The organism is Bordetella genomosp. 11, from assembly GCF_002261215.1.
Classification (GTDB): domain Bacteria; phylum Pseudomonadota; class Gammaproteobacteria; order Burkholderiales; family Burkholderiaceae_B; genus Bordetella_C.
The window spans coordinates 455,125-479,907 of the sequence record NZ_NEVS01000001.1 but is presented as its reverse complement, the minus strand read 5'-3'; the positions used below and the strand labels follow the sequence as shown (position 1 = coordinate 479,907).

21 protein-coding genes and 1 tRNA gene are annotated in these 24,783 nt (G+C 65.9%); 14 read left to right on the top strand and 8 right to left on the bottom strand.

What is annotated here, in order from left to right; all coding sequences use genetic code 11:
- The first annotated feature begins 225 nt into the window (after positions 1–225).
- Complete coding sequence (locus tag CAL28_RS02155) at positions 226–1,854, top strand: ABC transporter substrate-binding protein (RefSeq protein ID WP_094839767.1); 1,629 nt, start codon at positions 226–228, stop codon at positions 1,852–1,854.
- An 80-nt stretch (positions 1,855–1,934) separates the two neighbouring features.
- On the opposite strand, the gene CAL28_RS02150 is transcribed toward CAL28_RS02155, so the two are convergent.
- From CAL28_RS02150 to CAL28_RS02140, 3 genes are all read right to left on the bottom strand, one after another.
- On the bottom strand, positions 1,935–3,188 hold the full coding sequence (locus tag CAL28_RS02150) for an MFS transporter (RefSeq protein WP_094839766.1): 1,254 nt from the start codon (positions 3,186–3,188) through the stop codon (positions 1,935–1,937).
- A 192-nt stretch (positions 3,189–3,380) separates the two neighbouring features.
- The gene (locus CAL28_RS02145; RefSeq protein ID WP_176463841.1) at positions 3,381–4,097 is read right to left on the bottom strand and encodes a cupin domain-containing protein; all 717 of its coding nucleotides are present in this window, start codon (positions 4,095–4,097) and stop codon (positions 3,381–3,383) included.
- 284 nt (positions 4,098–4,381) lie between these two features.
- Positions 4,382–5,293 (bottom strand): LysR substrate-binding domain-containing protein, encoded by a 912-nt coding sequence (locus tag CAL28_RS02140; RefSeq protein ID WP_094839764.1) that lies wholly within the window; start codon positions 5,291–5,293, stop codon positions 4,382–4,384.
- A 128-nt stretch (positions 5,294–5,421) separates the two neighbouring features.
- Here CAL28_RS02140 and CAL28_RS02135 point away from each other — a divergent pair, with 128 nt between their 5' ends.
- The 9 genes from CAL28_RS02135 (at position 5,422) to ftsH (ending at position 17,171) form a co-directional block, all read left to right on the top strand.
- Positions 5,422–6,915: an aldehyde dehydrogenase gene (locus CAL28_RS02135; protein WP_440588345.1), complete on the top strand. Its 1,494-nt coding sequence runs from the start codon at positions 5,422–5,424 to the stop codon at positions 6,913–6,915.
- Positions 6,916–6,968: 53 nt separating this feature from the next.
- Positions 6,969–8,039: an ABC transporter substrate-binding protein gene (locus CAL28_RS02130; protein ID WP_094840574.1), complete on the top strand. Its 1,071-nt coding sequence runs from the start codon at positions 6,969–6,971 to the stop codon at positions 8,037–8,039.
- A gap of 13 nt (positions 8,040–8,052) precedes the next feature.
- On the top strand, positions 8,053–8,889 hold the full coding sequence (locus CAL28_RS02125) for an ABC transporter permease (protein ID WP_094839762.1): 837 nt from the start codon (positions 8,053–8,055) through the stop codon (positions 8,887–8,889).
- Positions 8,886–9,716 (top strand): ABC transporter permease, encoded by an 831-nt coding sequence (locus tag CAL28_RS02120; RefSeq protein ID WP_094839761.1) that lies wholly within the window; start codon positions 8,886–8,888, stop codon positions 9,714–9,716. Before CAL28_RS02125 ends, CAL28_RS02120 begins: the two co-directional genes overlap by 4 nt.
- A gap of 14 nt (positions 9,717–9,730) precedes the next feature.
- A complete protein-coding gene (locus CAL28_RS02115) occupies positions 9,731–11,314 on the top strand; it encodes a phytoene desaturase family protein (protein ID WP_094839760.1) in 1,584 nt (527 codons plus the stop codon).
- A 20-nt stretch (positions 11,315–11,334) separates the two neighbouring features.
- Positions 11,335–12,414, top strand: a complete 1,080-nt coding sequence (locus tag CAL28_RS02110; RefSeq protein ID WP_094839759.1) for an ABC transporter ATP-binding protein — start codon at positions 11,335–11,337, stop codon at positions 12,412–12,414.
- Positions 12,415–12,473: 59 nt separating this feature from the next.
- Positions 12,474–14,186, top strand: a complete 1,713-nt coding sequence (locus CAL28_RS02105) for a class I adenylate-forming enzyme family protein (protein WP_094839758.1) — start codon at positions 12,474–12,476, stop codon at positions 14,184–14,186.
- Between the two features lie 21 nt (positions 14,187–14,207).
- Positions 14,208–15,074, top strand: coding sequence for an amidohydrolase family protein (locus CAL28_RS02100; RefSeq protein WP_094839757.1), 867 nt, complete (start codon positions 14,208–14,210; stop codon positions 15,072–15,074).
- Between the two features lie 267 nt (positions 15,075–15,341).
- Entirely contained in the window at positions 15,342–17,171 is a 1,830-nt protein-coding gene (gene ftsH / locus CAL28_RS02095; RefSeq protein WP_176463840.1) for an ATP-dependent zinc metalloprotease FtsH, read from the top strand.
- A gap of 27 nt (positions 17,172–17,198) precedes the next feature.
- Here ftsH and CAL28_RS02090 read toward each other — a convergent pair whose 3' ends face one another.
- The 4 genes from CAL28_RS02090 to CAL28_RS02075 form a co-directional block, all read right to left on the bottom strand.
- Entirely contained in the window at positions 17,199–17,483 is a 285-nt protein-coding gene (locus CAL28_RS02090) for a hypothetical protein (RefSeq protein ID WP_141218124.1), read from the bottom strand.
- A gap of 244 nt (positions 17,484–17,727) precedes the next feature.
- Complete coding sequence (locus CAL28_RS02085; RefSeq protein WP_094839755.1) at positions 17,728–18,441, bottom strand: glutathione S-transferase N-terminal domain-containing protein; 714 nt, start codon at positions 18,439–18,441, stop codon at positions 17,728–17,730.
- 159 nt (positions 18,442–18,600) lie between these two features.
- Entirely contained in the window at positions 18,601–19,017 is a 417-nt protein-coding gene (locus CAL28_RS02080; RefSeq protein WP_094839754.1) for a cupin domain-containing protein, read from the bottom strand.
- A gap of 324 nt (positions 19,018–19,341) precedes the next feature.
- Positions 19,342–19,415, bottom strand: a tRNA-Gly gene (locus tag CAL28_RS02075).
- Between the two features lie 811 nt (positions 19,416–20,226).
- Here CAL28_RS02075 and trmB point away from each other — a divergent pair.
- The 3 genes from trmB to thiS are packed head-to-tail and all read left to right on the top strand — an operon-like array spanning position 20,227 to position 22,174.
- Positions 20,227–21,000: a tRNA (guanosine(46)-N7)-methyltransferase TrmB gene (trmB, locus tag CAL28_RS02065; RefSeq protein WP_094839752.1), complete on the top strand. Its 774-nt coding sequence runs from the start codon at positions 20,227–20,229 to the stop codon at positions 20,998–21,000.
- A complete protein-coding gene (pip, locus tag CAL28_RS02060; protein ID WP_094839751.1) occupies positions 21,001–21,951 on the top strand; it encodes a prolyl aminopeptidase in 951 nt (316 codons plus the stop codon). It begins immediately after the preceding gene.
- A 22-nt stretch (positions 21,952–21,973) separates the two neighbouring features.
- Positions 21,974–22,174: a sulfur carrier protein ThiS gene (gene thiS, locus CAL28_RS02055; protein ID WP_094840572.1), complete on the top strand. Its 201-nt coding sequence runs from the start codon at positions 21,974–21,976 to the stop codon at positions 22,172–22,174.
- Between the two features lie 222 nt (positions 22,175–22,396).
- Here thiS and ffh read toward each other — a convergent pair whose 3' ends face one another.
- The gene (ffh, locus tag CAL28_RS02050; RefSeq protein ID WP_094839750.1) at positions 22,397–23,809 is read right to left on the bottom strand and encodes a signal recognition particle protein; all 1,413 of its coding nucleotides are present in this window, start codon (positions 23,807–23,809) and stop codon (positions 22,397–22,399) included.
- Between the two features lie 130 nt (positions 23,810–23,939).
- On the opposite strand from ffh, the gene CAL28_RS02045 reads away from it, so the two are divergent.
- Positions 23,940–24,782: a cytochrome C assembly family protein gene (locus tag CAL28_RS02045; protein WP_094839749.1), complete on the top strand. Its 843-nt coding sequence runs from the start codon at positions 23,940–23,942 to the stop codon at positions 24,780–24,782.
- Position 24,783: the final 1 nt, after the last annotated feature.

Here is a 24,783-nt window from a genome sequence, read left to right as displayed (position 1 = left end):
CATGGACCGCACCGGGCTTGTGCGCATATGTGGATAAAAACCGACTAGGGCGAATACCTCTTGCGCATCGCACCATACTTAATTATTAATCAAGGAACTTGACGGCCTGGCGCATCCATCGGATCGTTTGCCCGCAAGCGGCGGTCTTCACGCGCCGGGCCGGGCCCGGGGCTTCACAAAAGCACTAAGCCGGACGCACGCGCGTCCCGGCCAAGGGAGAATCACATGGGAACGATCACACGCCGGAACGCGCTCCAGCTCGCCGGCGCCGGCGCCGCGCTGCTCGCGGCGGGAAGGCCCGGCAGCGTCTTCGCGCAGGGGGCCGGCGGCGGCACGTTGCGGGTCGCAATGACCACCACGGACGTGCCGTTGACCAACGGCATGCCCGACAACGGCAGCGAAGGCGGCCGCTTCGCTGGGTATCCGATCTTCGACGCGCTGGTCCTATGGGATTTTGCGAACACCAAGACCCCGCCGGATCTGATCCCGGGGCTGGCGACCGAATGGCACGTCGACCCCGCCGATAACAAGCGCTGGCTATTCACAATCCGCAAGGGCGTGTCCTTTCACGATGGGTCGCCGTTGAGCGTGGACGACATCGTCTGGAACTTCGACCGCCAGCTGAACCGCGACGCGCCGCACTACGACAAGCTGGCGCCCACCTATGCCGGCGCCTACGCGGCCATCATCGCCGGCTATGAAAAGGTCTCCGATACGCAGTTCGCCATCCGCACCAAAACCGTTTTCAGCCTGCTTCCCTATCACCTGTCGCGGCTGTTCATCGTCAGCCCGCGCCAGTACGAAAAACTGGGCAAGGACTGGCTTGCCTTCCGCTCCAACCCCTCGGGCACCGGCCCGTTCAAGGTCGTGAAAGTCACGCCCCACGTGGCCATCGAACTGGTGCCCAACCAGGGCTATTGGGATCCCAAGCACATCTCCAGACTCGATCGCTTCGTACTGATGCCCATCGCGGACTCCAACACGCGCGTCGCCGCCCTGCGCTCGGGCCAGGTCGACTGGATCGAATTCCCCGATCCGGATTCCATTCCGGCCCTGAAGAGCGCGGGCTTCAACGTCGTCACCAAGCCCTATCTGCACCTGTGGTCCTTCGTGCTGAACTGCGCCGATCCCGGCCCGCTGCGCGATGTGCGCGTGCGGCGCGCATTGAACTACGGCCTGGACCGCGAAAGCATGGTCGGCCTGCTCAGCGGCACGGCGACGCCGGCCATCGGCCTGTACGACCAGGACTACAAGCTGTTCGGCAAGCCGACGCAGATCTACAACTACGATCCCGACAAAGCCAAGGCGCTGCTGGCCGATGCCGGCTACGGCCCGGGCAAGAAACCCATCACGCTACGGACCCTGATCCCGACCGCCGGCTCGGGCAACATGGTACCGCTGCCCATGGGCCAGTTCATGCAGCAAAGCCTGGAAGAACTGAACGTCAAGGTCGACCTCGTCGTCGCCGACTGGGGTTCGGTGCTGACCGCGATGCGCCAGGTCCCCGGCGTGAACGGGGCACCCCACTACGACGTCATCTGCCATGGCCAACCGTTCGGCGACCCCACGCAGTTCTACACCAACTGCTTCAACCGCGACGGCGGGGGCACCGGCAACTGGGGGCGCTACAGCAGCGCGAAGGTCGACCAGCTGTTGACCGAGGCCCTGTCCGCCTTCACCCAGGCCGACCAGGACGCCAAGCTGGCCGCCGCCCACGCGCAGGTGGTGGACGACGCGCCGAATATCTTCGCGGTGCACGACCTGAACCCGCGCGCCATGAGCCAGAAGGTAAAAGGCTTCGTGCAGGCGGAAAGCTGGTACCAGGACTTCACGCAGATCACGGTGGCGTCGTAGGCCCGCCGCGCCCCGGGGCCCGTGTCGCGAGGCATAGTCCCGGAGCGCATCGCACACCCACGGGCGGGGGGTTGCGGCGCCTACCCCGCCAGTGTCTTGACCTTGCGCAAGTCGGGAAACAGACGCAGCCACAGGGCCACCACGACGATCGTGCTGACGCCGCCGATCACGCCCGCCGCCACCGGGCCGACGAAGCCCGCCAGCGTGCCGGAGTAGAACTCGCCGAGCTGGTTGGAGGTGCCGACGAAGAGCGAATTGACGGCGTTCACGCGCCCGCGCATCTCGTCCGGCGTCAAGAGCTGCACCAGTGTGATGCGCACCACCATGCTGATGGTGTCGGCGGCGCCCAGCACCGCCAGCGCCACGATGGACAGCGCGATATTGCTGGAGAGCGCGAACACGATCGTCGCGACGCCGAACACGGCCACCGAGGCCAGCATCTTCATGCCTATGCCCGTCTTCAGCGGGACGCGGGCGATGAACAGCGACATCAACACCGCCCCCACCGCGGAGGACGAGCGCAGCAGGCCCAGCGCCCAGGGACCGGCCTGCAGAATGTCGCGCGCGAATATCGGCAGCAGCGCGGTCGTCCCCCCCAGCAGCACCGCGAACAGATCCAGCGAGATCACGCCCAGCATGACCGGCCGGTTGAAGATGAACGATACGCCCGCGAACGCGGAGCTCAAGGTGACGGGCCCGCGGTTGTAACCGCCGCGCACCGTCTTGATGGACATCACGCACATGCTGGCCACGACGAACATCACGGAGGACAGCAGGAAGGGCGCCAGCGGATTGATACCGTAGGCCAGGCCGCCCAAGGCGGGCCCGATGATGGTGGCGGTCTGGGACAGCGCCGTCGTGACCGACAGCGCCTGCTGCAAGGCCGACGGCGGCACGATGCTGGGCACCAGCGACTGCATGGTCGGCTGCTCGAACGCCTGCGCCGCCCCCAGGACGACGACGGAAACGAAGATCAGGGGCACGCTCAGGCCGCCCGACCAGATTGCCCAGCTCAGGGCGATTGCCACGATGGCCTTGACGCTCTGCGCGGCCAGTGCGATGCGCCGACGGTCGAAGCGGTCCGCCACGTGGCCCACGACCAGCGTCAGGACCACCATCGGCAGGAACTGGCAGAGCCCGATCAGGCCCAGGTAGAACGCGCTGTGCGTCCTGTCGTACACCAGCCAGCCCAGCGCGATCCCGATGCCCTGGAATCCCACCGCCGACAACACGCGGGAGATCGCGTAAGGGACATAGTTTTCCCGCCAGGGGACGGTCCCCGCGGGTGCTTCATCTGCATTGCCCGCAACGGCGGCATCAGGCTTCGTCGACAATCAAGGCTCCTGTCAGTTCCGGGACCCTGATGCTCTGGCCGAACAGAAGGGCGCATGCCCTTGCGTACCTGGCGTTTCCACAGTCGAGGGACACGGGATACTCAAGAGACTTTATAGTCCGTCAAGTTTATACCGAGTCCAGGCCGAGCGGCGCATCCGCCGTCGCGACGACGGATGCGCCCGCCACGGCATCTACAAGGACGGCGGCGTGTTCACCTTCAGCATGCGCGCCATCTTGTCGCCCTTGTTGCAATAGCCATGCGGCAACGAAGAGGGGAAGAAAATCAAATCGCCCTGGCGCACGACATAACTCTTGCCGTCGACCGTCACTTCGACTTCGCCTTCGATGATGTAGCCCAGCTCCTCCCCGGCATGGCTGACCGTGTCGCCGCTGCGCGCGCCGGGCGGGATGCTGTGGACCAGCGCCTGCAGCAGTCCATTGCGGTCGATCGGCACGATGCGCTCGAACCGCACCCCCTGGTCCAGCGCGTCCGGATCGGCAACGCTGCGCGCCCGCCGGCTGGCGTGGAAGACGTGCACCGGCCCGGACAAGGTGTCCTCCGCGGAATACAGTTCCGCGATGCTGGTGCCCAGCGCATTCGCCAGCCGGTGCAGAAAGCCGATGGAAGAGGCCAGCTTGTCGTTCTCCAGCTTGGACAGCATGCTTTCGGAGCATTCGACGATATCGGCCAGCTCCTTCAGCGTATAGCCTTGCAGTAGCCGGGCGTGCTTCAACTTCGAGCCTATCCGCAGCGGATCCCGCGCCGCATCGGCCGCTTCCGCGCGCGCCCGCGCCTTCACGGAAGGCTTGGTGACCTCCTTGCCCTTTGTCCTGGCGCCGGCCGTCTTGCCCGCCGCCGCCGGCTTGATCCCGCCACGAAGTTTCGTCGCCGTTTTCTTGATATCCAACCTGATTCCTCCAGTCCCGCCTGGCGCGCCTCCCCCGGCATGGCGCGCGGATTGTCGCCGCCCGCCGCCTGGCGCACCCTTCTGTTTGGATGTCGTCCCGCCTTTGGCCCACTCCAAGGGCGGGCATGCACACTATCCGCTCTCTTTCGCCCGCGCGAGCCGGCACGGACTTGTAAAGCTACTTGAGGAGCAATCAATATTGTATTCCAAGTCGCGCCACGCGATTCGGCCGGACCCGGCGACGGGCGGCGGCGCCCCTCCTTTCTCCTTGATTGAGCGCCCCGCTAACCGCTGCGCGACAGCCGCCGGACCGCCGCGCGCGCCGCGTCGCGGATTTCATCGGCGAACTGGGCCACGATGGCCGAACGCGGCCGCATCGGGGAAAACAGAAAGCGCGGCCGCATGTCGATACGAGGGGAAAAGCGCCGCATCACCAACTGCGGAAAGGCCCCGGTCATCAGGATGAAGTGGTCGACCAGCGCGACCGCGTTCAAGGCTTCCACCATCGCGCACAGCGTGGCGGTGCTATTGGACACCAGCGCGGTCTCGTAGGCCACGCCGCGCTCGCGGTAGGCTTCCCGCAACCGGAAGCCGGTAAACGTATCGTCGGCGAAGGTAATGATCGGCCACCCCGCAAGCAGCTCGGGCGTCAGCCTGGCATGCCGCGCCAGCGGATGATCGCGGTGCAGCACGCAAACGACTTCGCTCTTGCAGATCTCCTCCGCTTCCAATGAAGCGGCGGGCGTGGGCACGTCCACGATGCCCATGTCGACCTGGCTGGTCCCCACATACTCGATCACGTGGCGGGTGGGCAGCGCGCGCACGTCGAACTGGACCTGCGGATGCCGCTGGTGGAAGACGTGGACCGCCTGGGCGACCACGGACATCGATATCGTGGAGACCGACGCCACGCTGATCCGGCCCCGCACACCCTGCCGGATCTCCAGCGCCGCCTGGCGTACCGATTCCACGCTGCCGAACAGGCGTTCCACTTCCGGCATCAGGGCGTCGGCCTCTGGCGTGCACACCAGCCGTCCCTTCACGCGCTGGAACAGCGTCAGGCCCAGCTCGCCCTCCAGCAGCCGCAGCGTCTTGGTGACCGCGGGCTGCGAGATATACAGCATGCGCCCCGCGGCGGACACCGAACCGGTCTGGACGACGCTACGGAAGATTTCCAGGTGACGCACGTTGAGCATATCCAATATCCATAACTTTTTGGAAGGAAGAAGCTGCCAAAGCTGTATTGGATATTATGAGCCGACCTTCCTACACTGCAATGCATTCCGATCGCGCCAGGCGCGACGCCACATGGGAGGAACGGCCCTTGAACATCCCCGGAAAAGAGGCGTGGACAACGCGCGCGGCGCGCTGCCAGCCTGAATGGCGAGCCTTCCTGGACGGGCAATACCGCCCCGCGCTGTCCGGCAAGACCTTCCCCACCGTCAATCCGGCGACGGGCAAGGTCATCGCCCAGATCGCCGCCTGCGATGCAGAAGACGCCGATCTCGCCGTGGCAAGCGCGCGCCGCGCCTTCGAGTCCGGAGTGTGGTCGCGCCGGGCGCCCGCCGAGCGCAAGCAGATCCTGCTCAAGCTCGCCGAGCTGATGATGACGCACCGCGAGGAACTGGCGCTGCTGGAATCGCTGGATGTCGGCAAGCCCATCGCCAACGCCTACAACGGCGACATCGTCAGCGCCGCCACCTGCATCCAGTGGTATGCCGAAGCCATCGACAAGCTGTACGGCGAGATGGCGCCCACCGCCCCCAATATGACGACCATGATCATGCGCGAACCGCTGGGCGTGGTTGCCGCGGTCGTGCCCTGGAACTATCCCTTGTCCATGGCGTCGTGGAAACTGGGGCCGGCGCTGGCGGCCGGCAATTCGGTCATCCTGAAGCCCGCCGAACAATCGCCGCTGACCGCCATCCGCATCGCGGGACTGGCCATGGAAGCCGGCCTGCCCGCGGGCGTGCTGAATGTCGTTCCGGGCTATGGCGAGACCGCCGGCCGCGCGCTGGGCCTGCACATGGACGTGGATGCCGTCGGCTTTACCGGCTCCACCGAGGTCGGCAAGCTGTTCATGCAGTACTCCGGCCAGTCCAACATCAAGCGCATCGGCCTGGAATGCGGCGGCAAAAGCCCGCATATCGTCCTGGCCGATTGCCCGGACCTGGATGCCGCGGCGCGCGCCGTGGCCCTGGGCATCTTCAGCAACAGCGGCCAGGTATGCAATGCCGGCTCGCGCCTGATCGTGGAAGCGCCCATCCGCGACGCCCTGCTGGAAAAAATCGCGGCCGTGGCCAGCGAACTGGTGCCCGGCGATCCGCTGGACCCCGCCACCCGCATGGGCGCCATCGTCAGCCAGGCCCAGCACGAACGCGTCATGTCCTATATCGACGCCGGCCGCGCGGACGGCGCGCGGCTGGTCCTGGGTGGCAAACCCGCACGCGTCGACAGCGGCGGGTGGTTCATCGAACCCACCGTCTTCGGCGACGTAGGCAACGACATGCGGATCGCCCAGGAAGAAATTTTCGGGCCCGTGCTGTCCGCCATTACCGTGGCCGGTTTCGACGACGCCATCCGCGTCGCCAACGATACCGTCTACGGACTGGCGGCCGCGGTATGGACCAGCGATGTGGGACGCGCCCATCGGGCCGCGCAGAATTTGCGCGCGGGCGTTGTCTGGGTCAACTGCTTCGACCGTGGCAATATGTCGTCGCCGTTCGGCGGCTTCAAGCAGTCCGGCTTCGGACGAGACAAGTCTTTGCATGCCTTCGACAAATACATGGATTGGAAGGCGGTCTGGATCGCTTCGTGATCCGGCGATGCAGCGCCATCCGTAACCGCAGTGAACGGAACAAGGGGGTCGACATGAAAAAGCATGATCTGCAAAGCCAGGGCCGCGGCCTATCGCGCCGCGCCCTATTGAAGGCCGGCGCCGCCATGGCCGGCATGGCCACGCTGGGCACGGCGCTACCGCTGCGCGCGCAGGGCCGGGGCATCAGCGTGACCTGCTGGGGCGGCGCGTATGAAGCGGCGGTGCGGCAAGCCTATGCCGAACCCTACGCCAAAGAGACCGGCGTGCCGGTCACGCTGGTCAACAACGCGGACCTGACCCGGATGAAGGTGCAGGTCGACAGCGGCAACGTATCCTGGGATGTGTTCGACAGTATCGGGCCGCAGATCATGGCCGGTGCCCGCCAGGGCCTGTGGACGCCCATCGACACCGGCATCGTCGACACCGGCAAGCTGCTGCAGCCGGCCGGCAAGGACCATGTGGGCACCTATTCCTATGCCGGCGGCATCGCCTACGACCCCAAGAAATTCCCCGACGGCAAGCATCCGGCGACCTTCGCCGAATTCTGGGACCTGAAGCGCTTTCCGGGACGCCGCGGACTGCGTTCGCGGGTAAGCGAAAACCTGGAGATGGCCCTGCTGGCCGACGGCGTGCCGCCCGCCCAGCTGTATCCCCTGGACGTCGAACGGGCCTTCAAGGCGATGGACCGCATCAAGCCGGCGGTACGCAAGTGGATCGAAACCACGCCCGAGACCGTGTCCCTGCTGACCAGCAACGAGATCGACTTCTCCTACAGCTACCTGAGCCGCGTGCTGCCCGCGCAGCGCGCCGGTTCGTCGGTGGCCATGTCCATGCGCCAGACGCTGAACAGCCTGGAATACCTGGCCGTGCCCAAGGGCGGCAAGCACATCCAGGATGCCATGCGGTATGTCGCCTTCTGCCTGCGGCCGGACCGCCAGGCGGCGTTCTGCGAGCTGGTGGAGTTCTCGCCCAACGTCGCGGGGGCCGCCGAGCAGGTCAGCGCCGCGGCGCGCGCGCGCATGCCCGATATGAAAAGCCCGGACGCCGTCATCATCAACGATGCCTGGTGGGGCGAGAACTACGACAAGCTGCAGCGCCGCTTCACCGAGTGGCTGCTGATCTAGGGCCTGTCACCCCATGCCCCACACCCTCAGCACCAGGACCGTGGTCGTCCTGCTGGCCCCCCTCTGCGCGCTGCTGCTGCTGTTTTTCCTGCTGCCGCTGGGCCGGGTGGGCTGGTCCAGCATCTACGACCACGGCTACACGCTGCGCGGCTATGCCGAGGTGGTCAACGGCACGCTGATCCATCGCGTGCTGGGCACCACGCTGCACATCAGCGTGCTGGCCACGCTGACCAGCCTGGTGCTGGGCTACCTGATCGCCATGCACCTGGCGGCCATGTCGCCGCGCCGCCGCGCGCCCTACCTGATCATGGTGATGCTGCCCTTCTGGACCAGCATCCTGGTCAAAAGCTACGCCTTTACCATCGTGCTGGGAAGCAGCGGTTTGGTGAACCAGCTGCTGGGATGGATGTCGGGGGGCGCCTGGCATGTCGAGCTGCTGTTCAATCGCGTCGGCGTGGTGCTGGGCATGACCAACTACCTTCTGCCCTTCATGGTGCTGCCCGTCATGGCCAGCCTGGTCAACCAGAACCGCAACCTGCACCTGGCCGCTGAAATCATGGGCGCGGGGCAATGGCGCATCTTTACGCGCATCACGCTGCCGCTCAGCCTGCCGGGGGTATGCGCCGGCGTGCTGATGTGCCTGACGCTGTCCATGGGGATGTACATCACGCCAGCGCTGCTGGGCGGGCGGCAGGACATGATGCTGGCCAACCTGATCGATTTCTATACGCGCCAGACACTGGACTGGAACCTGGCGTCCTCGATCGCCTTCGTGCTGCTGGCCATCTCGGCCTTGCTGATCGCGATGCTGATCCGGGTCCAGCGCGACCGGGAGACGACGTTCGCATGAACCGCCCCGATACTCCCCCCTCCCCGCTGTTCACCGCGCGCCACGGCTGGCGGCTGGCGGGCGCCGCCGCCGCATGGGCGGGCTATCTCTTCCTGCTGCTGCCCAGCCTGGTCGTCATCCCGATCTCCTTCGGCGGCGCGCAGGAGCTGAGCTTCCCGCCCAAGGAGTTCTCGCTGGCGCTGTTCCGCCAGTTCCTGGGCGATCCGGCATGGTGGGGATCGGCCCTGCAAAGCCTGCTGGTCGCCTGCTGCGTAACGGTCCTGTCGCTGCTGATCGCCCTGCCTGCGTCGTACGCCCTGGCGCGCGGACATTTCCGCGGGCGGCGCGTGCTGGAACTGGTTTCCCTGGCGCCCATGCTGGTGCCCGTGGTCGTGCTGGGGCTGGGCATGTACATGCACCTGTCCGCCCTGCGCATGGTGAACACGACCCTGGGCGTGGTCCTGGCGCATACCGTGGCCACCATACCCTTCATGCTGGTCGCCCTGGGTGCCGGCCTGCGGCATGCCGATCCCGCGCTGGAAACCGCCGCCATGATCATGGGCGCGGGCCGGCTGCGCATCTTCACGGAAGTCGTGGTGCCGCAGATCCGGCCGTCCATACTGGTGGGTGCGCTCTTCGCCTTTTTGATTTCCTTCGACGAGGTCATCATCGCGTACTTCATCACGGGCCCGGAAACCACCACACTGCCCGTGAAGATGTACAGCGCGATCCGCTGGGAAGTGTCCCCGGTGCTGGCCGCCGTATCGACCCTGCTTACCATCCTGTCGCTGGTGGTCTGCCTGGCCATCATGGCCTTGCAGCCGCCCCGGCGCCAGCAACCCGATTGACGACCAGGGAAACCATGGCGACAAGCTACGACGCGATCATCATCGGCGGTGGACACAACGGCCTGGTCTGCGGCGCCTACCTGGCACGCGCGGGACGCAAGGTCTGCGTGCTCGAGCGGCGCGAGGTCATCGGCGGCGCGGCCGTCAGCGAGGCGGTCTGGCCGGGCTACCGGGTATCCGTGGCCTCCTACACCATGGCCTTGCTGCAACCGCGCATCATCCAGGAACTGGAGCTGGCTCGCCACGGCTATGCCGTCATCCGCCCCACGCCCATGCTGCACCTGTATGGCCAGGGCCGCAGCCTGGTGTTCGGCGACGACGCCCGGCTCCGCGCCGACATGGCGCGCTATAGCCGCGCCGATGCGGCGGCCTATCCCCGTTATCGCGACCACATGGCCAGGCTGGGTGCCACGGTATCGCGCATGCTGTGGGAGATCCCTCCCGATCCGGCCGCGCGCGACCTGCCTTCCCGCCTGCGCCTGCTGCGCTTTGCCTGGCGCTACCGCAACATCGGCGACCAGTTCCACGACCTTTACGATGTCCTCACGCTGAGCGCGCGCGATTTCCTCGGACGCTGGTTCCAGTCGGACGAGATCATCGCGGCCCTGGGTTTCTACGTGTCGTGCGGCGGCGCCACCACCACGCTGTCCGCGCCTGGATCGGCCTACGTCCTGCTGCGCGGCTACGTGCGCGATCACACCACCCCCGCCGGCCCGGCGGGCTTCGTGCGCGGCGGCATGGGATCGATTTCCGAGGCCATCGCCGCCGCCGGGCAGGCCCATGGCATGGAAGTCCGCCTGGGCGCGCCGGTGGCCCGCGTCAATGTCGAGCACGGCCGCGCGACGGGCGTCACGCTGGAAAGCGGCGAAACGCTGCACGCGAAATGCGTCGTGTCCAACACCGCCACCAAGGTCCTGTTCCGCCGGCTGCTCGACCCGGCGCATGTACCGGCGGAATTCCTGGCGCGTGTCGACCGCATCCGGGACACCTCGCACGCCTTCAAGGTGAACCTGGCGATGAACCGGCTGCCGGTCTTCACGGACTTCGATGCCGCGTCGGCCGGTTTCGACTATCCCACCCAAGTCCGTATCGCGCCGTCGGTGGATTACCTGGAGCAGGCCTACGACGCCGCGCGCCATGGCACCCTGGCGCCGCGGCTGCCCCTGGTGATCCTGACGCCCAGCCAGCTGGATCCCACCGTTGCGCCGCCAGGCAAGCACCTGATCAGCATCTTCGGCCAGCACGCGCCCTACCGGCTGCGCGACCTGGACCGCGATGCGGCGCGCGACCACCTGCGCGATACCGTGTTCGAGACGCTGGAAGCGCATGCGCCGGGCTTTCGCGGCTGCGTGGACCACGTCCAGGTACTGGCGCCGCAGGACCTCGAAGAACGGTTCGCGCTGCCGGGCGGCCATGTCCATCATGGGGAACTCAGCGCGGATCAGATCTTCTTCCGCCGGCCGGTCCAGGGCGCGGCGGACTATCGCACGCCCATTACCGGCCTGTACCAGTGCGGCGCATCCGTTCATCCGGGCGGCGGCGTGACGGGCGTACCCGGCCACAACGCGGCGCGCGTGGTCCTGCGCGGCCGCCACTGATATCCAGGGATCCGATCGCGATGAATATGATCGAACTGCGGCAAGTCTCCAAGCGCTATGGCGATATCCATGCGCTGCATCCGGTGGATCTATCCGTCGGCAAAGGCGAGTTCGTCACCCTGCTCGGCCCCAGCGGCTCGGGCAAGACCACCCTGCTGAACCTGATCGCCGGCATGGTGCCGCCGTCGACCGGACGCATACTCATCGACGGCCGCGACGTCACGACCAGCCCGCCCAGCCAGCGGCAACTGGGCATGGTGTTCCAGAACTACGCCCTGATGCCGCATATGACGGTGTTCGAAAACATCGCCTTCCCGCTGCGGGTACGCAAGCTGTCCAGGGCGGAGATCGAACGCAAGGTCGGCGACGTGCTGGAACTCGTCCGCCTGCCCGGCCTGGCCGCGCGCAAGCCGCGCGAGCTGTCCGGCGGCCAGCAGCAACGGGTGTCCCTGGCACGCTGCATCGTCTACAACCCGGCGCTGATCCTGCTGGACGAACCGCTGGGCGCCCTGGACAAAAAGCTGCGCGAGCAGATGCAGCTGGAACTGCGGCGCATCCATGCCGAGCTGGGCATCACCATGCTGAACGTCACGCATGACCAGGACGAGGCGCTGACCATGTCCGACCGCATCGTCCTGATGAACGGCGGCCGCATCGAACAGCAGGATCGCCCGGAAAACCTGTACTTCCGCCCCGCCACCCGCTTTGCCGCGGACTTCATCGGCACGGCCAACCTGGTGGCCTGCGATGTACGGGCGATCGCGGAGGACGGCATAACGGTGTCGACCGCATTCGGCGAGACACGGGCCGCCTGCCCGGGCGCCGCGCCGGCGGCGGGTAAAGCCGCCTGCCTGCTGATACGGCCCGAGAGCATCGCCATGCGGCCGGGCGGCGAGCAGGCCGCCGCGGATCCGCAAGGCGTGGATGGCGTACTGGAAGACACGATCATCCTGGGCGGCATCGTGCGCCACCACGTCCGCGTGGCCGGCGCGGTCCGCATGGTGGTACAGGAACCCAACCGACGCGACCGCGTCCCGCTGCCGCGCGATGCGCCGGTGCGGCTGACGTGGTCGCACCGGGATTGCCTGGTGCTGGAATAGCGCCTACGTTCATGACGGAGCACGCTGCGCGCCGCGACCGGATACTAGAGGAAGATTCAATGCACACACAGTCTTCGACCGTGCGGGACGAGCTCGCCCGCCGCCAGCGCGAAGAATCGCTCGCCCTGCCCGAATCGCTGGGCGAATTCGTGCGGCAGCGCGCCGCGCTGATGGGCGGCGCCACCGCCGCGGTCTGGTTCGAACAACGCCGGTCCATGACCTATGCGGAACTGGACGATCACGCCGACCGGCTGGCCTCCAGCCTGCTGGCGCGTGGCGTGCGCAAAGGCTGCCACGTCGCGGTCATGCTGGGCAACACGCCGGCATTCCCCGTCAGCTGGATCGCGCTGGGGCGCATCGGCGCCGTGATGGTGCCCGTCAACACCTCATATACGGCCGACGAGCTGGATTTCGTGCTGCGGGATTCGGACGCCCAGTATGTCATCGTCGAGCGCGACCTGCTGTCCACGCTGGACGCGCTGCCCGAGCTGCCGCCGCTGCTCGCGCCGGAGCGCATCATCGTTCACCGGCATCCCGACGCGCCGCAGGGCGCGGACCGCACAGCCGGGACGGACAGCGGCACGCAAGGCGGCGATACGCCCGCGGCCGACTCCTATCCGGATTGGCACGCCCTGGTGCGCGACGGCCAGCCCGGGTTCTCCGCCCCGGTGCCGGTGGCGTGTACGGACGTACTGAACCTGCAGTACACGTCCGGCACGACCGGCTTTCCGAAGGGCTGCCTGCTGACCCACGACTACTGGATGATCCACGCGCACAATTCCGCCCGGCATCGGCGCACCGCCGAGGGCGGCGTCCACAACGTCCTGATCTGGGCGCCTTTCTTCTACATGGATCCCATGTGGCAGTTCCTGATGACGCTGGCGCTGGGCGGCACGGCCTTCATCGCCGACCGCATGAGCCTGAGCCGCTTCATGTCCTGGCTGAAGGACTACCGCATCCACTACTGTATTTTCCCGGAACCGGCCTTGTCGCATTATCCAGAATCGGACGAGGACCGCCAGGTCAGCCTGAAGTACATCAGCATCTATGGCTGGACGGAATCGGCGCGCCGCGACGTGCAGCGCCGTTTCGACGTGACGGCCCGGGAAGGCTATGGCATGACGGAGATCGGCACGGGCGCGCTGATGCCTGCATGGGCGCGCGAGATGTCGCACGTGCGCAGCTGCGGCCTGCCCGCGGCATTCCGCCGCTTCAATATCCGCAACGAAGACGGCACGCCCACGCCCGACGGCGAGATCGGCGAACTCTGGGTCCGCGGGCGCGGCATTTTCCTGGGCTATTACAAACGGCCGCAAGCCAACGCGGAAAGCTTCGACGGCGCGTGGTTTCGCACCGGCGACCTGTTCCGCCGCGATGCCGACGGCTATTACTACCTGGTCGGGCGCATCAAGGAAATGATCAAGCGCGCGGGCGAGAACATCGCCGCCAACGAGGTGGAAGCCGTGCTGCGCGGCATGGACGATATCGAGGAAGCCGCCGTCGTCCCGGTCCCGGACCCGCTGCGCCGCGAAGAGGTCAAGGCCTATATCAAGCTGCGCGCGGGCCTGACGCCCGCCGACGTGCCGCCGGAAGATATCTTCGCGCATTGCGCCCGTCATCTGGCGCCATTCAAGGTACCGCGCTACCTGCAGTACATGGACGAGGATTTCCCCCGCACGCCTTCGCGCAAAATCGCCAAGAAGCGCCTCATCGCCGAAACCGCCGACCCCTACGCAGGCAGCTACGACCGCCAACAATCGAGCTGGCGCTGAACGCGCCGGCAGGAGACCGCCATGTTCGTCGATTTCTCCAGCCGCCCGCCCGCCCCAGGTTTCGAGGGCCGGGCCCCGCATCTATCGAACTACCGGCGCGTCTACGGCAGCAGCGAGGCCCAGGTCGACCGCGAAACCGGACCGGACGCGCTGCGCGACTACCTCGACACCTACGAACGCCTGGATGCGCGGGCCGTGGTCCTGAAGGCGCGCGACCTGGGCTCCACCTTCGGCTTCAAGATCGCCAACGAGACCGTGGCGGCCTTTTGCCGCGAACATGGGCCCCGCTATATCGGCTTTGCGGGCGTCGACCCGCACCGCGGCATGGCGGCGGTGCGGGAGTTCGACCATGCGGTCCGCGAACTGGGCCTGCGCGGCCTCAACGTCCAGGGCTTCGAACTGGGCCTGGACATCGATGATCGCCTGCTCTATCCCCTGTATGCGAAATGCGTGGAGCTGGCCGTCCCCGTCAACATCCATTGCGGCACGAATTTTTCGACCCACGCGTCGATGTACCATGGCCATCCGCAGGCGCTGGACCGCGTGCTGCGCGACTTTCCGGAGTTGCGCGTATGCGCCTCGCCGCCGGGGTGGCCCTGGGTCAACGAGTTGATCGCCGTGGCATGGCGCCATCCCAATCTGTGGATAGGCACCCTGGCCATCCGGCCGCGCCTGATGACCACGCCGCATTCCGGCTACGAGCCGCTATTGCAGTACGGCAAGACGATCCTGAAGCACCGCATGATCTTCGGCACCGCCTTCCCCATGATGCCGGTGCCCCGCACCCTGGATGAATTCGCCGCCTTGCCCCTGCCGGAGGACATCCGCCAACGCTGGCTGTGCGACAACGCGGCGGAATTCCTGGGATTGGACGCCCCCCGTCCATAACCGCCCTCCCCCGAGCGGCGCTGGCTGCAGGCGGGGGCCGATCGGGCGGCCGGCGGCGCCAGCATCCCGGCCATCGCATCGACGGGGACCAGGTCGAAGCCAGTTTCAAGAATGGCGTGCCGGCCATTACACTGGCCAGGAGCGCAAGCGCGCAATCCCGCGTCGAGCGCATCACGGTCAAGGGCTGACGCCGCGCGAACGGCGCAACCCACGACCCGCCGGCAAGGCCCCGATCGGGGGCCGTGGCGGCCGTCCCGGGAACCCGATATGAAAATCAACCGGAAGACGCAGTTCCACCTGGGCTACTGGCTGCTGGCGATCGCCGCCTTGCTTTGGTTTCAATCGTTCTACACCGCCACCCAGCAAGTCGCGCAGATCCCCTACAGCCAGTTCGAGACCTACCTGGACGCCGGCCAGATCGCCGAGGCCGCCGTATCCGACCAATACATCCAGGGCCGTTTCACCACGCCGCAGGAAGGCCGTACCCATTTCATCACCACCCGCGTCCAGCCCGACATCGCCCGCCAGCTGCGCGAGCATGGCGCGGTGGTCACCGGCCAGATCGAAAGCACTTTCCTGCGCGACCTGCTGTCGTGGGTGCTGCCGGTGGTGCTGTTCGCCGGGGTATGGATATTCATCCTGCGCCGGATGGGCGGCGGCATCGGCAGCGGGCTGATGCAGATAGGCAAAAGCAAGGCCAAGGTCTATGTCGAAACCGATACCCGCGTCACGTTCGATGACGTCGCGGGCGTCGATGAAGCCAAGGAAGAACTCAAAGAGATCATCGATTTCCTGCGCAATCCCAAGGAATATGGGCGCCTGGGCGGCCGCATGCCCAAGGGTGTGCTGCTGGTCGGACCGCCCGGCACCGGCAAGACCCTGCTGGCGCGGGCCGTGGCGGGCGAGGCCAAGGTACCGTTCTTTTCGATCTCGGGTTCGGAGTTCGTCGAGATGTTCGTGGGTGTCGGCGCGGCGCGGGTGCGCGACCTGTTCGAGCAGGCCCGCGCCAAGGCCCCCGCCATCATCTTCATCGACGAACTCGACGCCTTGGGCCGGGCGCGCGGGATCGGCCCCATGGGCGGCCACGACGAAAAGGAACAGACGCTGAACCAGTTGCTGGTCGAACTCGACGGCTTCGATGCATCGACCGGCCTGGTCCTGCTGGCGGCCACCAACCGGCCCGAAATCCTGGACCCGGCGCTGCTGCGCGCAGGCCGCTTCGACCGCCAGGTGCTGGTGGACCGGCCCGACAAGCAGGGCCGCATCCAGATCCTGAAAGTGCACATGAAGAAAGTCACGCTGGCGCCGGACGTGGACGCGGCAAGCGTGGCGGCGCTGACGCCCGGCTTTACCGGCGCCGACCTCGCCAACCTCGTCAACGAAGCGGCGCTGCTGGCCACCCGCCGGCAGGCCACGGCCGTGGCGATGGAGGACTTCAACAACGCCATCGAACGTATCGTCGCCGGCCTGGAAAAGCGCAACCGGCTGCTCAACCCGAAAGAGCGCGAAGTCGTGGCCTACCACGAGACCGGCCATGCATTGATCGCCATGGCCCTGCCCGGCGTGGATCCGGTCCACAAGGTGTCGATCATTCCGCGCGGCGTCGGCGCGCTGGGCTACACCATCCAGCGCCCCACGGAGGATCGCTTCCTGATGACGCGCGAGGAACTGGAAAACAAGATGGCGGTGCTGCTGGGGGGCCGCGCCGCCGAATGGGTGGTCTACGGGCACCTGTCCACCGGCGCGGCGGACGATCTGGCCAAGGTCACCGACATCGCGCGCGCAATGGCCATGCGCTACGGGATGACCGAAACCATTGGCAACGTTTCGCTGGAACGGGACCGCCGCTCTTTCCTGGTCCCGGATGAGCTGGCCTCGTCCACGACGGAACGCGATTATTCCGAGGCCACCGCGGCGGTGGTCGACCGGACGGTGCACCAGATTATCGAAACGGCGTTCGCGCGCACCGTGAAAATGCTGGAAGAGCGGCGCGACGTCCTGGAACGCACCGCCAGGCTGTTGCTGGAAAAGGAAACCCTGGACGAAAGCGAGCTGCACGGCATCGCGGCCCAGGCCCGCATCGCGCCAGCGGCATAGATACTTCGAACGCCGCCGCCGGGCGCGTCAATTACCGAAGGCCCGGCGCAGCCGCTCCAGCTCGGCCATGTTCAGGCGCTTCGCCTCTTTTTCGGCATAGTCGCGCTCGCCCGCCTCGTACTGGCCCTTGTAGATGCATTTGCTGCGGTTGGACCTGCATGAGTCGGCTGCCTGGCTGGTGGTGACGGTCGGGCTCGACGAAGCCGCCTTGCCGCTGGGAACATCGGGGCTGGTCTTTGTGGAAGAGCACGCGGACACGAGCGCGACGAGAAACAGCAGTGCGGTACGGCGGATCAGCATTGAAATGGACATGGTCCCTCGGGGCCTGATGGAATTCCTGGCCATTTCGATACAGCAGAGCACCCGGCTGTTGTCGTGGCGAAGAGCGTATTTTGGCGCGGGCGGAGCGGCCGATACCGGCCGCACCTGCGCGCGCATATAGGCGGGTATCCCGGCGGGGGCGCCGGAATTGGCAAGATTATGAATGCGTTTGAAGGCAGACCGCAATATTTCGGGTGTGCCGAAATCACGTGGAAACGTATCGCCGCATTCCGTATCAAACCCGCCGCTCGGCGACGTGCTCCGTCACCCTCAATCCGCGCTGCACTGCAGGGCGCGCGAGGCCACGCTCGAGCCACGCCTGCACATGCGCAAAGCGGTCGAAGCCGACAAGCTCGCGCGCTTCGTAAAAGCCGATCAGGTTACGCACCCAGCCGAGCAGCGAAATATCGGCGATGGTGTAGTCGGCGCCGATGACCCAGTCGCGACCGGCGAGCCTTTGGTCAAGGACGCCCAGCAGCCGTGCCGACTCGGCTGCGTATCGGTCGCGCGGACGCTTGTCTTCGTACGCTTTGCCGGCGAACTTATTGAAGAAACCAACCTGGCCGAACATCGGCCCGACCCCGCCCATCTGCCACATCAGCCACTGGATCGTTTCGTAGCGCGTGTGGGGATCCGTCGAGAGAAACTGCCCTGTCTTGTCGGCGAGATAGATCAGGATCGCGCCCGACTCGAACAAGGCCAGCGGCCGGCCGCCCGGTCCGTCGGGATCGTAGATCGCCGGGATCTTGCCATTGGGATTGAGCGCGAGGAACGCCGGGTCGTGGCTTTCATTGGCCGTGATATCGATGCGATGCGGTTCATAGGCCAGCCCGGTTTCCTCCAGCATGATGCCGACCTTCACGCCGTTGGGCGTCGGCAATGAAAAAAGTTGGAGTCGATCGGGATGCTGTGCCGGCCAACGCCGGAAGATGGCATGGTCCAGTGTCACTTTCTATCTCCTGCGCTTGCTGGTGCTGGGGTCCTAAGCCTGCACTTTAGGCCTAAGCGATACCGGCTTCGAGACTACCCATGCTCAATAAAATGCCGGATAGGATCAAACCGGCAGCACGCTCCTTTCCGCAATCGCCGCAGGCCGGGGGCAGCCGCATTACCGGGCCGGCGTGGTCAGTTCTTTATCGTCGGCGTCAACGACAAATACCGCCAGCAGCTTCGCGGGTTGGGTTTTGCTCGTGTTTCGGCTGACTGTATGTCTCGCGCCGGGCGGCTCGGACCAGCTTTCGCCGGCGCGATACACATGCGCTTCGCCATCGTTCACCTTCGATTCGATCGCGCCCGATATCACATACGCGTAAATGAACGCGGATTTCGCATGTGTGTGAGGTACCGACGCACCGCCGGGCGGATACTCGACTTCCACCGCGACGAGCGACTTCCCCGGCACATTGGGAATCGCCTGTTCGAAAATCGGCTTCACTTTTTCGCTGCCCTCATGTGCAGGGACGCGAGCACTGGCGAAGAGCGCAACAATCGCGCAAAACGCGGCGAGAAAACGGCGAGGCATCATGGTCGACTTTTATCTCCGGGTTGAAGCCAGAATTCTGGACCTTTGCCGGTACGAACCAAAGAACCAAAATCGCCGACTCTCGTGTGTACCAAGATCAGGGGCGCAAGCCTGCGGATTCGCCTCGACCGGACATCGAAGCTTTCCGTGTCCGTCGACTTAAGCGACTGTATTCCGCCCAGCGCGATGCGCTATGCGAACAGTTGATCTTGGCCCCGCCAGGTCTGAGAGTGCCATGCTGCTGCTCCTGAACATGCGTCAGGACTTTGTGCGGCAACGACTTGCAGACTCTCTGGGATTTCTGCGGAAGTCCGCAGATTGATGCAGTGGAGCGGGTGATGGGAATCGAACCCACGCTTGAGGCTTGGGAAGCCGCCGTTCTACCATTGAACTACACCCGCCCGGATGTCGCGTCTGCATGGCGTGGCGCCAGCAGGAAGCGCGATTATACATTGGCCGAGGGTGGCCGATGGTGGCGCGGTGCGGCAGGCGCGGTCTCCCGTGGATTGGATGGCCTGCCGGTGGAGCGCGCGCTGAGCGCAGCCCACGATCCGATTATCCGGCGCGCGTTTGACCCCAGGGGCGTTAGCTGACAATCTTGCGAGTTCGACTCAATGCAACGGCAACTCCGCGACATGATTCCCCGCTTCATACTGGCCTTGTCTCTCCCCATACTGCTCAGCGCCTGTGGCCCGGCCGCCCCCCAACGCAGCAGTTCCTGCCACTGGTGGAACAGCTGCTCCTACGAGGGCTCTTACGAGGCCGGCGAAGCGACCTACGCCAGGGACGAGGCCGCGCGGCTGAATGAGGAGCAGACGGCAAAGCTAAAGCAGCAGCGCTAGCCTGGCTCGATCCGGGCGGATTACGCGCATGCCGCTCCCGCCGCGATCAACAGTGGACGGGAATGGTCTGTTCAGGGCTGGGCAGAGGAATGGTCGAGAAATTCCCGACCTAGCTGTGCTAGACGCGATCTGCGATCCAGCAGGGATCAGCGGTGGAACAAGCGGTGGAACATATGGCCAGTAAACCCCACGCTTGAGGCTTGGGAAGCCGCCATTCTACCATTGAACTACACCCGCAAGGCCGTACCGCTGGCAAGCGCCCGCGGCAGGGAGACGAATTATAGCGCGGCGGCGGACGCGGGCCACCGCATAGGCTAATCCTGTCCCTCCTGCGCCCGCGCACCAGTCCGGCCCACTACAATGGCGCGCTATGAATACGACCCCCGCATCCGAAGACGACGAGCCTCCCTCGCCGTCCCTGACACCCTCCTCCCAGGCTGACCTGGCGTCGCCGGAACACGCGCCGGACGGCCTGGCCGCCACCCATATCCGCAGCTTCGTCCACCGGCGCGGCCATATCACGCAAGGCCAGCGCGACGCGCTGGAACGGCTGCTGGCGCAGTGGTCCATTCCCTATGCGCAGCGCCGGCTGGATCCGGCCGCCATCTTCGGGCGCCAGGCGCCCACCATCCTGGAAATCGGCTTCGGCATGGGTGAAACCACCGAGCGCATCGCCCTGGACCGCCCCGGCGACAATTTCCTGGGTGTGGAGGTCTTCAATGCCGGCGTCGGCTCGATGCTCAAGCGCATCGAGGCTTCCGCCCTGCGCAACGTCCGCATCATCCAGCATGACGCGGTGGAAGTCCTGCGCGACATGATCGCGCCGGACTCCCTGGACGGCGTGCACATCTACTTTCCCGATCCCTGGCCCAAGAAGCGCCATCACAAGCGGCGCCTGATCCAGCCGCCCTTCGTTTCCCTGCTGGCCAGCCGCGTCAAGCCGGGCGGCTACGTGCATTGCGCCACCGACTGGGAACATTACGCGGAGCAGATGCTCGAAGTCCTGGGCGCCGAACCCCAATTGCGCAACACCGCCGACGGCTACGCGCCGCGTCCCGAATTCCGTCCCCAGACCAAGTTCGAAACCCGCGGCCTGCGCCTGGGCCATGGGGTCTGGGACCTCATGTTCAAGCGAGTCGCCTGAATGCTATTTCCCGCTATCGAACCTTATCGCCACGGCATGCTGGACACCGGAGACGGCCACCAGGTGTATTGGGAGCTGTGCGGCAATCCCGCCGGCAAGCCCGCTGTGTTCCTGCACGGCGGGCCTGGTAGCGGGTGCGCGCCGGTGCATCGGCAATTATTCGACCCCGCCCAATACAACGTGCTGCTGTTCGATCAGCGCGGGTGCGGCCGTTCGCGGCCGCATGCCAGCCTGGACAACAACACCACGTGGCATCTGGTGGCCGATATGGAGCGCCTGCGCACCGAAGTCGCCGGCGTGGACCGCTGGCTGGTATTCGGGGGGTCCTGGGGCTCCACGCTGGCGCTGGCCTATGCGCAAACGCACACCGACCGCGTGGCGGCGTTGATCCTGCGCGGGATCTTCACCGTGCGGCGGTCCGAGGTGCAGTGGTATTACCAGCACGGCGCGTCCGAACTCTTTCCGGACCTGTGGGAAGAATACGTGGCGCCGATTCCGCCGGAAGAACGCGACGATATGGTGCAGGCCTATCGCCGTCGGCTGACGGGTAGCGACCCGGCCGCGCAACTCGCCGCGGCCAAGGCGTGGAGCCGGTGGGAAGACAGCACCATCACCATGCTGCCCAGCACGCGCCACCAGCAAAGCCACGCGGGCGACCAGGCGGCCCTGGCTTTCGCGCGCATCGAGAACCACTATTTCGTCCATGAAGGCTTCATGGACGAAGGCCAGTTGATCCGCGATGCGTACAAGCTGCGCGACGTACCGGGCGTGATCGTGCAGGGGCGGTACGATGCTTGCACGCCGGTCCGCACGGCCTGGGACCTGCACCGCGCCTGGCCCGAAGCCCGACTGCACATCGTGCCGGATGCCGGCCACGCCTTCGACGAGCCCGGCATTCTTGCTCATCTGCTGGAAGCCACCAACCGCTATGCGGCAACGGGCCGCCCCTGAACCGCCCCCCGGGATCATGACGATGAAGATTCAGCTGAACGGTGAGCCAAGGGAAATCGCCACCGAAACGACGGTACTCGGCCTGTTGGAATTGCTCGGCTATGTCGGCAAGCGCGTCGCGGTCGAAAAGAACGGCGAAATTGTGCCTAAAAGTCAGCACGCGGAAACGCATCTGAAACAAAACGACAAGCTGGAGATCGTCGTCGCCGTGGGCGGCGGTTGACGCCGGGCTCAGTTCACGACACAACCTACTACACAACGTGACGCTCGCAACCGGTTACAACTCTGTGACGGTGCTTCCGCGAGCCGATCCGCATAATGGGCCTGCCATCGAACTTCCGCAGCGTGTTCGACGGTCTCGCCGGCGCGGATTTTTCCCCTCCCGCTCCGGTCACATCGGCCAGGTAAACCCCTGGCCGTTTTTTTGCGGTTGGGAACCCGGCGCCTAGCGCATCCCGCCGCCGAAACGACCCAGGCCTTTCAGGCCGCCCATGGCCCGCATCATCTTGGCCATGCCGCCCTTCTTCATTTGCTTCATCATCCCCTGCATCTGCTCGAACTGGGAAAGCAGGCGGTTGACCTCCTGAACGGGCACCCCGGCGCCGGCGGCGATGCGACGCTTGCGCGACGCCTTGATAAGCTCGGGCTTGGCGCGCTCGGCCGGCGTCATGGAGCTAAGAATGCCTTCGGTGCGGCGCAGCTGCTTGTCGGCCTGGCCGTTTTGCAGCTGGCCCGCCGCCTGCTGGAACTGGGCGGGCAGCTTTTCCAGCAGCGCGCTCATATCGCCCATCTTCTTGACCTGGCCCAGTTGCTCGCGGAAGTCGTTCAGGTCGAACTTGTTGCCCGACTTCAGCTTGGTCGCCAGCTTCTGCGCCTCGGCGATGTCGATATTGCGCTGCGCCTGCTCGACCAGCGAGACGATATCGCCCATGCCCAGGACGCGCTGCGCCATGCGGTCCGGGTAGAAGGCCTCCAGGCCGTCCAGTTTTTCCGAGACACCGACGAACTTCAACGGTTTGCCGGTCACGTGACGCACGGACAGCGCCGCGCCACCGCGCGCATCGCCGTCCAGCTTGGTCAGGATCACGCCCGTCAGGGGCAGCGCGTCGGCAAAGGCGCGGGCCGTATTGACGGCGTCCTGGCCCTGCATGGCATCGACCACGAACAACGTTTCAACGGGCTTGACCAGGTCGTACAAGGCGCGGATTTCGCGCATCATGGCCTCGTCGATGCCCAATCGGCCCGCCGTGTCGACGATCAGCACGTCATAGTGATAGCGCCGGGCGTGGTCCACGGCATTGCGGGCGATGTCTTCCGGTTTCTGGCTGGGATCGGAAGGCAGAAAATCGACGCCCACCTGCGCGGCGACGGTTTTCAGCTGTTCGATGGCGGCCGGGCGATAGACGTCCGCGCTGACCACCGCCACCTTCTTTTTACCGGTTTTACGGCCGTTCTGGACGTGATTGCCTTCCGCCAGCCAGCGCGCGAGCTTGCCCGTGGTGGTGGTTTTACCGGCGCCCTGCAGGCCGGCCATCAGGATGACAGCCGGAGGCTGGACCGCCAGGGATAGTTCGCCGGCCTCCGGGCCCAGGTCGCCACCCATCAGGGCCGTCAGCTCCTTATGGACGATGCCGACCAGCGCCTGGCCGGGGCTGAGGCTGTTGGCGACCTCTTCGCCCAGCGCCTTTTCCTTCACGCGGGCCACGAAGTCGCGCACGACCGGCAGCGCCACGTCGGCCTCCAGCAGCGCCATGCGCACTTCGCGCAGCATTTCCTGGGTGTTGGCCTCGGTCAGGCGGGCTTCCCCGCGCAGCGTCTTGACGACGCGCGACAGGCGTTGAGTAAGGTTATCGAGCATGAGATGCGTTTCCGCTTAAACTAGTCGGCTGGCGGGGGCCTTGTCCGGTGCGTATCGCACCGGCGCGCGGTACCGGCAACAAGCCGGATCGACCCGCGCGCGGGCCCCATCGAGAACAACAACGGTTCCTATGTCATCAGGCATTGTATTTCACGCGGTCGCCGCGCTGGCGTACGCGGTGTTGGGTGTGTCCCTGTGGCGCCGCCTGGCAAGCGCGGATGGTATCCAGCATGCGGGCCGGGTTGCCCGCACCTGCCTGACCGGCGCCCTGTTCCTGCAAGGCGTGGCGCTTTACCAGTCGCTATTGGGCGGCCCCTATCTTTTCATCGGCTGGGCGCTGGCGCTGTCGGCGGCGATCTGGCTGGGCATGGTGATTTTCTGGCTGGAAAGCCTGGTCGTGCGCATCGACGGCCTGCTGCTCCTGCTGCTGCCGGCCGCGGCCTTCGTCTGCGCGCTGGCGGCGGCGTTCCCGCAAGGCCAGGTCGTGCCGCATGCCAACAACTCGTGGCTGCGCATCCATCTGGTGATCGCGCTGATAGCCTACGGGCTGATGACGGTGGCCGCGATGCAGGCGATGCTTATGGCACTGCTGGACCGCCATCTGCACCGGCCGGTGGAACAGACCGAGGGCGCCAGCCTGATGGGCAAGGTGCTGGACGTGCAACCGCCGCTGCTGATGCAGGAACGGCTACTGTTCCGCGTCATTTCCGTCGGCTTCGCCGTCCTTACCCTGACCGTCATCACCGGGTCCGTGGCTTCCTATATGCTGACGCAGCGCATCCTGCCGTTCGACCACAAGACGGTCTTCACACTGCTGTCGTGGCTGACTTTCGGCGTGCTGCTGCTGGGACGCTACCGGAAAGGATGGCGCGGACGGGTGGCGCTGCGGTGGACGTTGTCGGGTTTTGCGTTGCTGCTGCTGGCTTATACCGGCAGCCGGTTCGTGCTGGAAGTTCTGCTGCATCGGGGTTGAA